Below are 14,523 nucleotides of genomic sequence, written 5' to 3'. Positions count from 1 at the left end.
GCAAAGTTTAAAAGACTATGAGCTGAAGTGGGCTTGCCCACTTTGTTCGGTATAGAAGGGAATTTATAATGAAATTGAAAAAAGAAATCGGAGAAGCGCTGCTTTTCTGGTATGACCATAATGCAAGAATTCTGCCCTGGAGAGCGGATAAGAATCCATACCGCATATGGGTTTCTGAGATCATGCTCCAGCAGACCAGAGTGGAGGCGGTAAAGCCTTATTTTGACCGCTTTATGGAAGAACTGCCGGAGGTAAAGGATCTGGCGGAAGTAGATGAAGAAAAGCTTATGAAACTGTGGGAGGGGCTGGGTTATTATAACCGGGCCAGAAATTTAAAAGCTGCGGCTCAGACCATCGTAAAAGAGTATGACGGGAAGCTTCCGAATGACTACGATCAACTGCTTTCGCTGAAGGGGATCGGTATGTACACGGCGGGGGCCATCGCCTCTATTGCCTATGATATCCGGGTTCCTGCCGTTGACGGAAATGTTCTGCGTGTCATGGCCAGGCTCCTGGGTGACGATTCTGACATTCTGAAAGAAAAAACCAAAAAAGAGATGGCGGAAAGAGTTATGGAGATCATGCCGGATCAAAGGGCAGGAGATTTTAATCAGGCACTGATCGAACTGGGGGCCATTGTCTGTGTGCCTAACGGAGAACCGAAATGCTGTGAATGTCCATGGGACACAGTTTGTACTGCATACAGAGAGGATCTGATCGGCAGGCTGCCGGTGAAGAAGCCGAAAAAGAAACGGAAGATAGAAAAGAGAACCGTGTTCGTCATCGAGACGGACAGTATGGTTGCCCTTCATAAAAGAGAAGAGAAAGGTCTTTTGGCAGGACTGTGGGAATTTCCAAACATACTCGGGAAATGCAGCCAGGATCTGGTGGAAGAAACATTGGACGGCTGGGGAATGTCAGACTGTGTTTATGAATTTACCCACGAGGGGAAACATATTTTCAGCCACATTGAATGGCAGATGTCAGGAGTGTTGGTTTCTCTGAAAGAACCGGTGGAGTCAGAAGAACTTACTTGGGTCAGCAAGAAGGATTTAGAAGAGGAATACGCCATTCCGTCGGCATTTGAAATGTTTAGGGAGTCTTTACAATCTGCCCATTAAAGGGTACAATTACAGAAGCTATATATTATTATAAGGTAAGGAGAGCATCAATGAAAAAATTAATAGCAGTTGCGCTGTCTGCAGTTGTCTGTTTTGGTGTGCTGGCCGGATGCGGCAGCTCCAAAAAAGAGGACAAGACAATCGTAGTCGGTGCGAGTCCATCACCACACGCAGACATCTTGAAGGTTGCGGCAAAGGAACTGGAAAAGGACGGCTACAAGCTGGAGATCAAAGAGTATTCAGACTATGTACAGCCGAATAACGCATTGGGATCAGAAGATCTCGACGCCAACTACTTCCAGCACATCACCTATCTGAAGAATTTTGCAAAGGAACATAAGCTGGATTTAGTTTCCGCCGGAATGATCCACTATGAACCGTTCGGCATTTTCCCGGGGAAAGCAAAATCACTGAAAGATGTGAAAAAAGGTGCAGTGATCGCAGTTCCCAATGACACTACAAACGAGGCAAGAGCATTATTGCTTTTGGAAGCACAGGGCCTGATCAAGCTCAAAGACGGAGCAACCCTTACAGCAACCAAAAAAGATATTGTGAAAAACCCTAAGAACATCGAGATTAAAGAGCTGGAAGCAGCACAGCTGCCGCGTTCCTTAAAGGATGTGGATTTCGCGGTCATCAACGGAAATTATGCTTTGCAGGCCGGCATGACAGTAAATAAGGACGCCCTCGCAGTGGAAGATGAGGAGTCTGTGGGCGGAGCAAAGACCTACGGAAATGTCGTTGCAGTCAAGAAAGGCAATGAAGACAAGGACTCTATTAAGGCTCTGATCAAAGCATTAAAGAGCGACGCAGTAAAGAAGTATATGGAGAAAGAATATAAAGGCGCGGTCGTACCATTATTCTAGAACCATTGCGATAAAATTAAGTTTAAGAAGGAGAAAATCATGAGAAAAATTTTAACCGTAGCACTGGCTGGTGTATTGGCAGCAACAATGCTGTTTGCAGGATGCAGCAAAAAAGAAGAGAGCAAAATTCCGGAAAAGATCATTGTGGGAACCAATGCGGAATTCCCTCCGTTCGAGTACGTTGACGACAATAAAAAGGTTGACGGCTTCGACATTGCGCTTATGAAAGAAATTGCGAAACGCATGGATAAGAAGATCGAGATCCAGAACATGGAATTCAAATCTTTGATCGGTTCTATGGAGTCCAAGACCATCAACGTGGTTGCAGCGGGAATGACGAAAACAGAGGAACGCCAGAATGCAGTAGATTTCTCAGACAGTTACTATACATCCAATCAGGCGATCATTGTTAACAAAGACAGCAAGATTACAAAACTGTCTCAGCTGGACGGAAAGAAAATCGGTGTTCAGGAAGGTACTACGGGAGACCTTATTTCATCCGGAGATAAATTCGGTGAGCCGGGAAAAGAAAAAGTTGTTGTAAAAAAGGCAAAGGTAAAAAGGTTTAAAAAAGGTGTAGATGCAGTCATGGATCTGAAAAACGGATCAGTAGATGCGGTTGTCATCGATGAAAAGCCTGCTCAGGAATTTGTAAAGAACAACAGCAAAAAGCTGAAATTAGTCATTGACTCTGCTGGAGCAGAATACTACTGCCTGGCACTTCCGAAAGGAAACGAAGAGTTTAAGAAAGAGATCAACAAACAGTTAAAGGCAATCAAGGAAGATGGAACTTACGATAAGCTCAAAGCGAAATACATCGATAATTCCGATAAGTAGTTTACAGGAAAGGTAAGATATTGACATGTTAGATTCATATTATCGGGCTTTTATAGCAGAGCAGCGGTACCTGATGTACCTGGACGGACTAAAAATGACTCTGCTGGTATCTCTGCTGGCGATTATTCTGGGTGTAGCGCTGGGAACCATTCTTGCACTGATGCGCATGACAGCAGAGCGGAGAGGGAAAAGTACATTATTATCTAAAATAGCATATGTATATATTGATATTATCAGAGGAACCCCTACGGTTACGCAGCTGCTGATCATGTATTTTGTAGTTCTGAAAGGGGTGGACGGACTGATCGTCGGTACGGTGACGTTCGGGCTGAACAGTGCGGCGTATGTCGCAGAAATCATCAGGGCAGGAATCCTTGCAGTAGATCATGGACAGATGGAAGGCGGACGTTCTCTGGGCCTGTCTTATGGACAAACAATGAAAGATATCATCCTTCCGCAGGCGGTAAAAAATATTCTTCCCGCATTGGGAAATGAGTTTATTGTTCTGATCAAGGAAACAGCTATATTGGGGTATGTATCCATTGTTGACCTGACGAAAGTTGCAGATTTTGTTACTTCACGGACATATGAAGCGTTTGCTCCTCTGATCGGAACCGCCATTATTTATTATTTGGTTGTGAAAGTGCTCACTCTTGTATTAGGGGCTGTGGAAAGGAGGCTGAGACAGAGTGATAAACGTTAAAGATTTACACAAATATTTCGGCTCCCTGGAAGTCCTGAAAGGCATCAACTGCCACATTGAGAAGGGAGAATGTGTCTGTATCATTGGTGCGTCCGGTTCCGGAAAGAGCACATTCTTACGGTGTCTTAACCTTTTGGAGACACCTACAAAAGGTGATATTACCATTGACGGCATGAATATCATGGAGAAGGGGTTTGATGTGGATGAACTCCGCCGGAAGGTAGGCATGGTGTTTCAGCATTTTAACCTTTTTCCTCACCTGTCTATTCTCGATAATGTGACATTAGCCCCGATCCGTCACAAGATGATGACACCGGACGAGGCTAAGAAGAAGGCTATGGAACTGTTGAACCGTGTAGGTGTCGGCGACAAGGCGGACAACTATCCGGTACAGCTCTCCGGAGGGCAGAAGCAGCGTGTGGCTATCGCCAGATCGCTGGCTCTGTCACCGGATATTATGCTGTTTGATGAGCCTACATCGGCTTTGGATCCGGAGATGGTCGGAGAAGTTCTTGAGGTTATGAAACAGCTTGCAAAGGAAGGAATGACCATGGCGGTTGTCACCCATGAGATGGGATTTGCAAGAGAAGTGGCTGACAGAGTCTTGTTTATGGACGGCGGAGTTATATTGGAGGCCGGGACACCGGAACAGATATTTGACTATCCGAAAGAAGACAGGACGAAAGAATTTTTGAGTAAGGTATTATGACATTTTCCACACGATTTCCGTTTGGCTCTTAGAATGCCTCACTCCAATCGTGTAGAAAATGGACATATTATCTGCTGGAGCAGGCAGCTTAGAAATCAAAGGTGCCACCTGCGATAGTTTTTCTGATACTAAGCTGATCTTTATACGGCAAAAGTGTTTTAAGGCAGAAAGATTAAGACGTTATTTATAAAAAACATGTTGCAAATTTCGGAGCAACATGTTTTTTCTTTAGAAAATTATTTCTGGCTGCTGGAGCTATTTAGTAAGTAATTTATTTTGTGTTTACAAAATATTACAAATATTGTATAATCACAATATGAGAATAACACAATCAGAAAAGTATGAGGTGTGGAGGGTATAATGACAGAAGTAGATATTTCTTCATCGAATGATAAAGGGCACATAATTATATACCAGACGGAGGATGGACTTACACATATTAATGTTAAGATAGAAGATGAAACCGTTTGGCTCACACAGGCACAGCTATGCAGCTTATATCAAACCAGCAAGTCTAACATAAGCGAACATATTAAACATATATTTCAGGAAGGTGAACTGGAGGAAAAAGCAGTTGTTCGGAAATTCCGAACAACTGCGGCTGACGGAAAAAGCTATAATGTAATACATTATAATCTTGATATGATTATTTCACTTGGCTACCGTGTAAAATCAATCATCGCTACGAAGTTTCGTATTTGGGCAACAGAACGTTTGAAAGAGTACATGATAAAAGGTTTCACAATGGACGATGAAAGATTGAAGCAATTAGGAGGAGGAAATTACTGGGGAGAACTTCTTGATAGAATCAGAGATATTCGCTCTTCAGAAAAGGTGCTTTACAGACAAGTGCTTGACTTATATGCCACAAGTGTAGACTATGATCCTAAAAGTGCTCAATCCATTCGTTTTTTTAAGATTGTACAAAATAAACTTCATTTTGCTGCACATGGGCATACTGCTGCAGAAGTGATTTATGAACGTGCCGATGCAAACAAGCCGTTTATGGGTTTAACCTCATTTTCCGGAGAGATACCAATTAAAAAAGATATTGGTATTGCTAAGAATTACCTGAGACAAGACGAACTGAAAGTACTTAATAATCTTGTTTCTGGATATTTTGATTTTGCTGAGATACAGGCTTTGCGCCATAATCCAATGTATATGAAGGATTATATCAAGCATTTGGACAGCATACTGGCATCTACTGGGGAAAAGTTACTCGAAAATTCAGGAAGTGTAAGCCACATTCAGGCAATGGAGAAAGCGAAGAAAGAGTATCAAAAATACCAGGTTCAGACCGTTTCTCCCGTGGAACAGGCATATCTTGATTCTATAAAATCGATTGAAAAAAAAGCAAAAAGAAAATCCAGAGAATAAATGAAATAAAATACCGGAAACCTGTCACAGTTCCCGGTATTTTTTAGCTGCATTAAATTGTATGTATTCTACACGATTCCCTGTGCTGTCATCGCATCAACAACCTTTTCGAAGCCTGCGATATTTGCACCGGCTACGTAGTTTCCTTCCATGCCGTAGCGTTTTGCCGCGTCGTCTAAGTTGTGGAAGATATTTACCATGATATTCTGTAATTTACCGTCTACTTCCTCGAATGACCAGCTTAAACGCTCGCTGTTCTGGGACATTTCCAGTGCGGATGTGGCAACACCTCCGGCATTGGCAGCCTTTCCAGGGGCAAATAAGATATTGTTTGCCTGAAGATATTCTGTTGCTTCCAGAGTCGTAGGCATGTTTGCACCCTCTGCAACTGCGTAGCATCCGTTTGCGACTAATGTTTTTGCATCCTCGATGTCTAATTCGTTCTGAGTTGCACATGGAAGGGCAACATCACAAGGAACAGTCCATACGCCTCTGCCTTCGTGGTACTCTGCGCTTGGACGGGCCTTAGCATATTCGGTAAGGCGGGCACGCTTCACTTCTTTTACATCCTTTAATAAATCTACATCGATTCCGTCTTTGTCATAAATCCAGCCTGTGGAATCAGAGACAGTTACGACTTTGGCACCTAAATGCTGTGCTTTCTGGGTAGCGTAGATCGCAACATTTCCGGAACCGGAAATACATACGGTGGCATCTTTGAGAGATTTGCCGTTGCATTTGAGCATTTCATCTGTCAGATAGAGTAGTCCGTATCCGGTAGCTTCTGTACGTGCCAGAGATCCGCCGTAAGATAATCCTTTTCCTGTGAGCACACCTTCGTATACTCCGCGGATTCTTTTATACTGTCCGAACATGTATCCGATCTCGCGGGCACCTGTACCGATATCTCCGGCAGGGACGTCTGTGTCAGCACCGATATATTTGCAGAGTTCTGTCATGAAGCTCTGGCAGAATGCCATGACTTCTCTGTCTGATTTTCCTTTCGGATCAAAATCAGCTCCGCCCTTTCCTCCGCCGATCGGAAGACCGGTAAGGGAGTTCTTAAAGATCTGTTCAAAACCTAAGAACTTAATGATTCCAAGATTTACAGACGGGTGAAGTCTCAGACCGCCTTTGTATGGTCCGATGGCGCTGTTAAACTGAACGCGGTAACCGGTGTTTACCTGTACCTGCCCTTTGTCGTCCACCCAAGGCACGCGGAATTTGAACTGGCGTTCCGGATTGACAAGACGCTCTAACAGGGCTTCTTTTCTAAACTTCTCTTCGTTTGCTTCAACGACTGCGCGAAGAGATTCCAGTACTTCCTTGACTGCCTGATGAAACTCCGGTTCAGCCGGATTCTGGGCAACCACTTTCTCAATTACTTCATCTACATATGACATTGTGTATCCTCCTTGAAACAATACTTCAGTATTTTGTTTTGCTTGGACTTTTATCGATAACATTATACAGGATAAAATTTCATAAGACAATAGTAAATTACTGCTTTAATGTGTTAAAGTAAATCGAAAAATGCATGAGGAAAAGATTTCAAGTTTTTTTCGGGGTGTGATATAATGAGCGCAGAACGCCGCCGGGGATGCGGCGGCATGAAGAAAGGAAATACAATGAAAAATTCAGTTGTCATTGCTTATTATAATGGGAAACAATATATAAAAGAACAAGTGGATTCAATCTTAGGACAGCTTGGAGCGGAAGATGAGCTGATCATTTCCGTGGATTCCGATCAGGATGGTTCCGGGGAGCTGCTCAGAGAAATGGCTGAGAATGACGGCCGTTTAAAATTGATCAAGGGCCCGGGCCAGGGAGTGGTAAAAAATTTTCAGAACGGTCTGCTTCACTGCACGGGAGATCTTATTTTTTTAGCCGACCAGGATGATGTCTGGCTGCCCCAAAAGGTTGAGAAAGTCACTGCCTGCTTTCAAGACCCTGATGTTACAGTGACAGTCCACAATGCGCAGATTTCCGATGAAGGATTAAAAGCTCTGGATGAGACGACATTTCAATGGAGGGACAGCGGTGCGGGGTTTTGGAAGAACATAAAAAAGAATTCCTATATAGGATGCTGTATGACGTTTCGGCGGGATATCTTAAACCGCATTCTTCCTGTTCCGGATTCAATCTGGATTCATGACCAGTGGATCGGGCTCCTCGCTGAACAGCTTGGGAACCCGGTATTTTTAGAAGATGTTCTTTTACTGTACCGCAGACACGGCGCAAATGTTACCGAACTTACACACGGCAGTGTTATATCCATGTTAAAAAAGCGATATGATATGATTATGGGAATTAACCGTCGGATCAGGAGGTGGAAGAGAGAAGATGCCAAAAAGAAGAAATTTTTATAGACGGAATAAATATTTAATATGGGCATTCCTTGCGCCGTTTTTCATCCTCGAAGGAATTGCAGTCATAATGAAGGTAGAACCCTTTGGGAACAACTCCTTTCTGATCGTGGATGCACTGCATCAATATCTTCCATTTTTTGCGGATTATCATGAGAAGCTCAGGTCTTTGGACAGCCTGTTTTATTCTTTTCATGGCGGCCTCGGCTTCAACTTTTTGGGGCTGTGGGCGTATTATCTTTCCAGTCCGCTGAACCTTATTATTGTACTTTTTCCGAAAGAGATGCTGAACATGGTTCTCAGTCATCTCTATATTATAAAGATTGCCCTGTGCGGGCTGAGTGCGGCGTATTATTTCAGATCCAGAGATAAAAAAAGGCAGGATATGAGCATCACTGCATTTGGAATTTGTTATGCACTGAGCAGTTATATTGTGGGATACAGCTGGAATATTATGTGGCTGGAAGTCATGATAATGCTTCCTCTGATCCTTGCAGGAATAGACCGGCTGATAAAAAAGCGGGACGGAAGGCTTTACTGTGCTGCCTTGTTTTTCTCCCTTCTCTGTAATTTTTACATGTCTTTCATGACATGTCTGTTTCTTGTACTGTGGTATTTACTGTATGACCACAAAAAAGTAAAGGACTTTTTTGTAAACGGTCTGAAATTTGCAGGATATTCTGTGCTGTCGGCGATGATGGCGGGGGCGGTCCTGCTTCCGGCATATTTGGGAATCATGAAAACTTCATCTGCGAAATGGGATTTTCCAAAAGAACTTTGGTATGGAAATTTTGCGGATATCTACTGCCGCCATCTCCTGGGTACTGCGCCGATCACAAACTCTGTAAATGACGGGGAGATCAACCTCTACTGCGGGATATTGACACTGATCTTCGTGCTGTTCTATTTTATGGCCTCCCGGATTTCCTGGAAGACAAAAATAAAACGCGCACTGCTTCTGATTCTTTTGTTTTTCAGCTTTAATATGCCGTTTCTCGGCTATATGTGGCACGGATTTCATAATCAGTACGGAATACCAAACCGGTTTGCATATTTATATATTTTTCTTCTACTCATTATGGCCTATGACGGGCTGCTGGTCATCAAAAGGGAAGGAAGAGAACAGGCATGGAAACTCTGTATTGCCTGCGGCATCTTCTGTATGTCAGTTGGTATCTCAAGCCTCCTGAATACAAAAGCTTTTGACCGCAAAGTTTTGGCACTGACAACGGCAGCGGTTTTCGTGTATCTCCTGGTGTTTGCTCTGTACGACAGAAAAACGCTGTCCAGAAAAGGGATGATTGCCATATGCTCGGTTCTGCTGGCCATAGAAACAGCCGGGATGGCAGTCTACGGCTTTTCTGAGAACGGTCAGGTGCTGGTCACTGAATATTTCGGGGATACAAAAGATATCCAGAAGGTAAAGGACAAATACAAAACAGGTCCGGACCGGCGAATGGAACTGATCAAGGGCAAAATGCTTGATGAGAGCATTTGGCATACGTTAAACGGAGTCACCATGTTTGGGTCTACGGCGCTCGGCAGTGTAGTGGATATCATGGACGACCTGGGATTTTATACGGGAATCAATGAGTACCTGTATGAGGGGGCAACCCCTTTTACAAATAATCTTCTCGGAGTGAAGTATAATTTGTTAAGGACATCGGATACGAATACCACAGAATTTCAATATTTGGACCGCATCGGCAATGTAAATGTTTATGGAAATCCATATTCAACGGCAGTTGGATACGGTATGAAGAAGTCGGCGTATAAATGGAATTATGATGACGTTAATCCGTTTCTCGTACAGAACAGGCTGTCCGGCGATGCGTTCGGGGGGAATGATATTTTTCATATGATTAAGACGAAACAGCCGAAAACTAACGCCTGCAAGATCACGCAGAGCAATGATGGGGAATATGTCTTTGAAAATACCGCAAGTCTTTCCGACAACATGGTATTTGAAATCCCGGTCACAGAAGATGGAAAGCTTTATTTTCATTTTGACGGAAGTCAGGTGGAGGATACGGCCATTTACCGAAACAATGAGATATATATAAGCGGCCGTCTGAATGCACAGTGCATTTATCTTGGAGATTTAAAGAAAGGCGATCATATCACTGTAAACATGAAACTGAAAGAAGATGACCTTATGTCGGGTGTGGTGAGAGTCACGCTGGCATCTTTAGATGAGAATGCCATGAAAGACCTGTATGGGAAAATGCAGGAACAGGCATTTCATCTGAGAGAATCTTCAAGCGGCATGCTGAAAGGCTCTGTAAATATGTCAGAGGCAGGACCGGTCTTTTTCTCAATTCCGTATGATAAAGGCTGGAAGGTTCTTGTGGACGGAAAAGAAACAGATGCAAAGTCCATTGGAAATGCATTTCTATGTGTGGATGTATCTGGAGGAAAACATGAGATTGAGCTTAAATACTGCCCGGAAGGATTTAAAGAAGGCATCATCTTAACAGCCCTGGGATGGATTTTGTTCACAGTGATCTGCATCAGAAAACGGAAAAAATCCGCATAGACGGAGAGGAGGCCGGGAACGGTAAAGCTCCCGGCCGGTTATGAAAAAATTTTAAAAGCCTAGCAATCAAATGTATTTAATTACTATGGTTTTAGTATAAGCAGAAAATGTGAGGGGAATTTGATAGGATTATGAACAAACTGTGAACAAAAGTGTAAGAAAAAAATAAGCTTTTTATTGCTATTTATAAGAGACTGATATGTTACACTAAGCAGGTAAGAATAATTTACGGAGGAAAATCAAGATGGGAAAAAGAAAAGTTTTATTCAGGGCGGCAGCCCTGGCTTTGGCTGCGGTTATGACATTTTCATGGGGGCCGTCTAAGTTTGTGAAAGCGGACAGTGTAGACAGCGATCAGTATCTGGCATTAGGGGCAGATCTCAGTTCAAAAGAAAAACAGACAGTACTGGAACTGCTCGGGGTGAGCAACACAAGCGATTATACGTTGATTACAGTTACAAATAAAGAGGAACATGATTATCTGGGCGATTATCTTTCAAGCAAGGTCATAGGCAGCAGGGCCTTATCTTCTGTCACAGTTAAAAAGACCGACGGCGGAAGCGGTGTCAATGTTACCACAGAAAACATTACATACTGTACGGAAGGAATGTATAAAAATGCCCTTGTCACTGCGGGGATCAAAGACGCAGAGGTAAAGGTGGCCGGACCGTTTAAAATATCCGGTACTGCGGCGCTGGTGGGAGTCATGAAGTCTTACGAGCAGATGACAGGAAAAAAGATTCCGGAAAAGAGCAAGGATGCTGCAACCGACGAATTGATCACAACCGGTGAGGTGTCTGAGAGCATCGGAAAAGAAGATGCAGAAAAGCTGATCGCTGATGTAAAACAAAAGGTTGCCGAGGATAATCTAAAGACTCCGGCAGAAATCGGGGAAGCCATCGATGAGTCTGCGAAGGATTTGGAGATCAATCTTTCCGATGCAGACCGGCAGAAGATTCAGGAGCTGATGGATAAGATCTCAGACCTTAATTTAAATGTGGATCAGCTGAAGGAACAGGCAAAAGATATATATAATAAACTTAACGACAGCGGATTTTTTGAGAAGGTGAAAAGCTGGTTTTCGGGATTCGTAGATACCATTAAAGGAATTTTCAGCTAATCACAAAAATTTGGATTAACCCTCTTTATGTCTACATATATTGGACATAAGGAGGGATTTTTTATGGATCAGAATCAGATGCTTTTATACATAATGGTGGGTGGCTGCGGCCTCTGTGTGCTTTATGGAATCTTAAAGAGGCCGTCCTATCTCCTGGTCCTGCTGGCCAGGGGAGGGTTCTGCTCGGCTCTTATATTTTTTATACACATCTATTGCCAGAAAAACGGAATTCATGCACCTGTAGATTTAAACATAGCTTCTATAGGAACGGGAGCACTCCTGGGACTGCCCGGTGTCGTCGTGCTTTATGTGCTGGGATGCATTGTATGACATTTTCCACACGATTTCCGTTCGGCTCTTAGAATGCCTCACGCTAATCATGTAGAAAACTAATTTAAATGATTTTTGCTGTAAAAAACTGCACTGGAAGGTGCAGTTTTTTGGTGTTCAGATCTCTGCAGTTCATCTTGAAAATATTTGGTTTTGCGCAGATTTTCATACAATCTTATAATGGGTTTAAGGAGGGAGAAAGGGTGAATAATCGATTAAAAACTATTTTCTTATTCTTAATTCAAAATGACGATCAATACATCACGGTGAGAGATCTTTCGCGGAGATTTTCCATCAGTATGAGGACTGCTTATAATGACTTGAATCGGATCGGTGATTTTCTTTGTGAAAACGGTTTTATCAATTTGAACAGAGAAAAAAACAAGGGCATTATGCTTCGCCTGGATAATCAAGAAAAAAGGAGACTTCAGAAAATGATATGGAGCGGGGAAGACCAAAATATTTCTCCCAGGGAACGAAGCATTAAGATCACTCGTTATCTTTTGGAATGCCTTGATTATATTACTATTGATGAGATTTCCAATCATTTTCAATATTCAAGGAATACGATTGTCAATGATCTGAAAAAAGTAAAGGGATGGATGAGCGGACATGAGCTTAAATTGGTGACTTATCCATACAGAGGGATCTGCATTGAAGGAGAAGAACACTCCGTAAGAGCTGCATGGACTGCGTGTCTTACGGAAGAAAGACAGGGGAAGAATTTGATCAACGAGCCGAAATTATGGGGCACAGTCATAGGAAAAGACGAAGCGCTAAAGCTGATTCAAACTGTCTCTGAGCTGGAAGAAGAGCTTCAAACAAGGCTTTCTGATGAAGCTTACAGCCGGATTGTCTTTTCTCTCGGATTTTCTTTATATAGGATCAGAAATGGCAGAGAGATAGAGGAAGACTTTCTATATCCCGGTTTGGAAGAATCAAACGAATATCAGATCATTTCAAGAAGGGGAAGGGAACTTGAGAAAAAATTCGGTGTTTTCTTTTCGGAAAAGGAAAAAGCGTATCTTTCGTCACTTTTTATTGCGAGCAGTCTGCAGGATGAAAAAAATTTCGGCAAAATTGTGAACCAATGGCTGCCTCTCCAGATCGTAGTCAGAAAATTTATCAAGGCCATGGAAGAAGAACTCGGTGCAGAACTGATGCAGGACCGCCAGCTGTTTTATGGACTGCTGGCACATTTGAGGCCGGCGTATTACAGAATTCTCTGCGGCATGCCTGCTGACAATCCGATGTATGAATATGTCATAGAAAATTTTAGATTCATTCATGAAAAGGTAATGGAACAGATTTGTCTGGCAGAACGGGACCTGGGAATCTTATTTCCCGAAGAAGAGGTCTCATTTCTGACGATCTGTTTTGCGGCAGCACTGGAGAGGCAGAAGAAGAAAAAGAAAAGGATTCCCCGGGTCATGGTGGTATGCAGCACGGGAACAAGCACATCACAGATGCTCTTGTCCCAGCTGAAAAGCAGATTTCAAATTTCCCTGCTTGGGGCGTTTCCGGCCAGAAAGGTGGATGATATTTTAGAGAGTCAGGAAGTCGATCTGATCATTTCCACGGTGGAACTGATCCGCGACAATGTAAAGATCATAAAAGTCAGCCCGGTTCTCAGTGAAAATGATATGGCCCGGCTGAGTGAACTGCTCGGTTCCATCGACACAAAAATCAGTGTAGACAAGATTTTGGAGATTATGAAACGTCATGGAATGATCCGGGATGAAGGAGGATTGAAGAGAGAACTTGAACAGTATTTTAAATCCGAAACTACAGAGTTAATTACGACAGGAAAGGACAGAGATCCAATGTTGATAGAAGTGTTAAATGAAGACTTGATTGAGACAAATGCAGAAATGAAAACCAGAGATGAAGCGGTGAGAGAGAGCGGACGGCTATTATGCAGCCAGGGGTTTGCGGAGGAGAGGTACATAGACGCGATGATTCAAAATGTGAAGGAAAACGGCACTTATATCGTGATTGCGCCCGGAATCGCCATGCCTCATGCAAGGCCTGAATGCGGTGCGAACAAGATCGGGATCAGCCTTATGACATTAAAGGAGCCGGTCGTATTCGGCCACAAGGTCAATGATCCCGTGAAAATTGTTATAGGCCTTTGTGCAGTCGACCACCAGACACATCTGACAGCGCTCTCGGAGCTGGTGGAAATACTAAACGACAAGGAGAAAATAGAATTAATCTTAAAGGCCGGATCGCCCAAAGAGATCATGGATGTTGTAAAGAAAGGAGCAGCCTTATGTTGAATATTGTGACAGTGTGCGGAGCAGGAGTGGGAAGCAGCATGATGATGCGTTTGTATGCGCAGCAGAGTTTATCGGAAGAAGGAATCGAAGCAAATGTGGAGGCGGCAGACATTGGTTCTGTCAATCCCGATGCCTTTGACATTGTGATCACCACGTCTGATTTTGCAGACCTTCTTCATGCGTCAAGAGCAAAGATTGTGAGGATCGATAATATGATGGACAAAGCATATTTGAAAGAACAGCTTTTAAGAACAATAAAAGAAATCTAGGCAGTGA

At 43.2% G+C, this 14,523-nt stretch carries 13 protein-coding genes; 12 read left to right on the top strand and 1 reads right to left on the bottom strand.

All coding sequences use genetic code 11. The annotated features are described in order from the left end of the window. Window positions 1-68 precede the first annotated feature (68 nt). The 6 genes from mutY (at window position 69) to DWV34_RS05800 (ending at window position 5,616) form a co-directional block, all read left to right on the top strand. Window positions 69-1,121, top strand: a complete 1,053-nt coding sequence (gene mutY, locus DWV34_RS05825) for an A/G-specific adenine glycosylase (RefSeq protein WP_118475660.1) — start codon at window positions 69-71, stop codon at window positions 1,119-1,121. Between the two features lie 50 nt (window positions 1,122-1,171). After that, the gene (locus tag DWV34_RS05820) at window positions 1,172-1,987 is read left to right on the top strand and encodes a MetQ/NlpA family ABC transporter substrate-binding protein (protein WP_006568353.1); all 816 of its coding nucleotides are present in this window, start codon (window positions 1,172-1,174) and stop codon (window positions 1,985-1,987) included. Window positions 1,988-2,026: 39 nt separating this feature from the next. Beyond that, entirely contained in the window at window positions 2,027-2,824 is a 798-nt protein-coding gene (locus tag DWV34_RS05815; RefSeq protein ID WP_009290045.1) for a basic amino acid ABC transporter substrate-binding protein, read from the top strand. Between the two features lie 25 nt (window positions 2,825-2,849). After that, window positions 2,850-3,527, top strand: a complete 678-nt coding sequence (locus DWV34_RS05810) for an amino acid ABC transporter permease (protein ID WP_009290044.1) — start codon at window positions 2,850-2,852, stop codon at window positions 3,525-3,527. Next, window positions 3,514-4,236 carry an amino acid ABC transporter ATP-binding protein gene (locus DWV34_RS05805; RefSeq protein ID WP_009290043.1) on the top strand — a complete coding sequence of 241 codons (723 nt, stop codon included), beginning with the start codon at window positions 3,514-3,516 and terminating at the stop codon, window positions 4,234-4,236. The genes DWV34_RS05810 and DWV34_RS05805 overlap by 14 nt, the downstream gene beginning before the upstream one ends. A gap of 360 nt (window positions 4,237-4,596) precedes the next feature. After that, window positions 4,597-5,616 (top strand): virulence RhuM family protein, encoded by a 1,020-nt coding sequence (locus tag DWV34_RS05800; RefSeq protein WP_009290042.1) that lies wholly within the window; start codon window positions 4,597-4,599, stop codon window positions 5,614-5,616. 68 nt (window positions 5,617-5,684) lie between these two features. On the opposite strand, the gene gdhA is transcribed toward DWV34_RS05800, so the two are convergent. Beyond that, window positions 5,685-7,019, bottom strand: a complete 1,335-nt coding sequence (gene gdhA / locus DWV34_RS05795; protein WP_009290041.1) for an NADP-specific glutamate dehydrogenase — start codon at window positions 7,017-7,019, stop codon at window positions 5,685-5,687. Between the two features lie 174 nt (window positions 7,020-7,193). On the opposite strand from gdhA, the gene DWV34_RS05790 reads away from it, so the two are divergent. The 6 genes from DWV34_RS05790 to DWV34_RS05765 all read left to right on the top strand — a co-directional run bounded on the left by DWV34_RS05790 (window position 7,194) and on the right by DWV34_RS05765 (window position 14,516). Beyond that, window positions 7,194-7,985 carry a glycosyltransferase gene (locus DWV34_RS05790; protein WP_118475658.1) on the top strand — a complete coding sequence of 264 codons (792 nt, stop codon included), beginning with the start codon at window positions 7,194-7,196 and terminating at the stop codon, window positions 7,983-7,985. Continuing rightward, the gene (locus DWV34_RS05785; protein WP_118475656.1) at window positions 7,960-10,518 is read left to right on the top strand and encodes a YfhO family protein; all 2,559 of its coding nucleotides are present in this window, start codon (window positions 7,960-7,962) and stop codon (window positions 10,516-10,518) included. The genes DWV34_RS05790 and DWV34_RS05785 overlap by 26 nt, the downstream gene beginning before the upstream one ends. Before the next feature lie 244 nt (window positions 10,519-10,762). Continuing rightward, window positions 10,763-11,638, top strand: a complete 876-nt coding sequence (locus DWV34_RS05780) for a DUF1002 domain-containing protein (RefSeq protein WP_006568363.1) — start codon at window positions 10,763-10,765, stop codon at window positions 11,636-11,638. 63 nt (window positions 11,639-11,701) lie between these two features. Continuing rightward, entirely contained in the window at window positions 11,702-11,968 is a 267-nt protein-coding gene (locus tag DWV34_RS05775; protein ID WP_009290037.1) for a pro-sigmaK processing inhibitor BofA family protein, read from the top strand. Between the two features lie 203 nt (window positions 11,969-12,171). Further along, complete coding sequence (locus DWV34_RS05770; protein ID WP_227032509.1) at window positions 12,172-14,247, top strand: BglG family transcription antiterminator; 2,076 nt, start codon at window positions 12,172-12,174, stop codon at window positions 14,245-14,247. Then, the gene (locus DWV34_RS05765; RefSeq protein WP_006568367.1) at window positions 14,241-14,516 is read left to right on the top strand and encodes a PTS sugar transporter subunit IIB; all 276 of its coding nucleotides are present in this window, start codon (window positions 14,241-14,243) and stop codon (window positions 14,514-14,516) included. Before DWV34_RS05770 ends, DWV34_RS05765 begins: the two co-directional genes overlap by 7 nt. The last annotated feature ends 7 nt before the right edge of the window (window positions 14,517-14,523 follow it).

Source organism: Anaerostipes sp. AF04-45 (assembly GCF_003461725.1).
GTDB lineage: Bacteria > Bacillota > Clostridia > Lachnospirales > Lachnospiraceae > Anaerostipes > Anaerostipes caccae.
The sequence above is the reverse complement of the archived record's forward strand: the minus strand, read 5'-3'. Positions and strand labels throughout refer to the sequence as shown.

Bases quoted from the DNA above. Each gene is read 5' to 3' on its own strand.
- mutY (WP_118475660.1), top strand. From the start codon at position 69: ATGAAATTGAAAAAAGAAATCGGAGAAGCGCTGCTTTTCTGGTATGAC.
- DWV34_RS05820 (WP_006568353.1), top strand. From the start codon at position 1,172: ATGAAAAAATTAATAGCAGTTGCGCTGTCTGCAGTTGTCTGTTTTGGT.
- DWV34_RS05815 (WP_009290045.1), top strand. From the start codon at position 2,027: ATGAGAAAAATTTTAACCGTAGCACTGGCTGGTGTATTGGCAGCAACA.
- DWV34_RS05810 (WP_009290044.1), top strand. From the start codon at position 2,850: ATGTTAGATTCATATTATCGGGCTTTTATAGCAGAGCAGCGGTACCTG.
- DWV34_RS05800 (WP_009290042.1), top strand. From the start codon at position 4,597: ATGACAGAAGTAGATATTTCTTCATCGAATGATAAAGGGCACATAATT.
- gdhA (WP_009290041.1), bottom strand. From the start codon at position 7,019: ATGTCATATGTAGATGAAGTAATTGAGAAAGTGGTTGCCCAGAATCCG.
- DWV34_RS05790 (WP_118475658.1), top strand. From the start codon at position 7,194: ATGAGCGCAGAACGCCGCCGGGGATGCGGCGGCATGAAGAAAGGAAAT.
- DWV34_RS05785 (WP_118475656.1), top strand. From the start codon at position 7,960: ATGCCAAAAAGAAGAAATTTTTATAGACGGAATAAATATTTAATATGG.
- DWV34_RS05780 (WP_006568363.1), top strand. From the start codon at position 10,763: ATGGGAAAAAGAAAAGTTTTATTCAGGGCGGCAGCCCTGGCTTTGGCT.
- DWV34_RS05775 (WP_009290037.1), top strand. From the start codon at position 11,702: ATGGATCAGAATCAGATGCTTTTATACATAATGGTGGGTGGCTGCGGC.
- DWV34_RS05765 (WP_006568367.1), top strand. From the start codon at position 14,241: ATGTTGAATATTGTGACAGTGTGCGGAGCAGGAGTGGGAAGCAGCATG.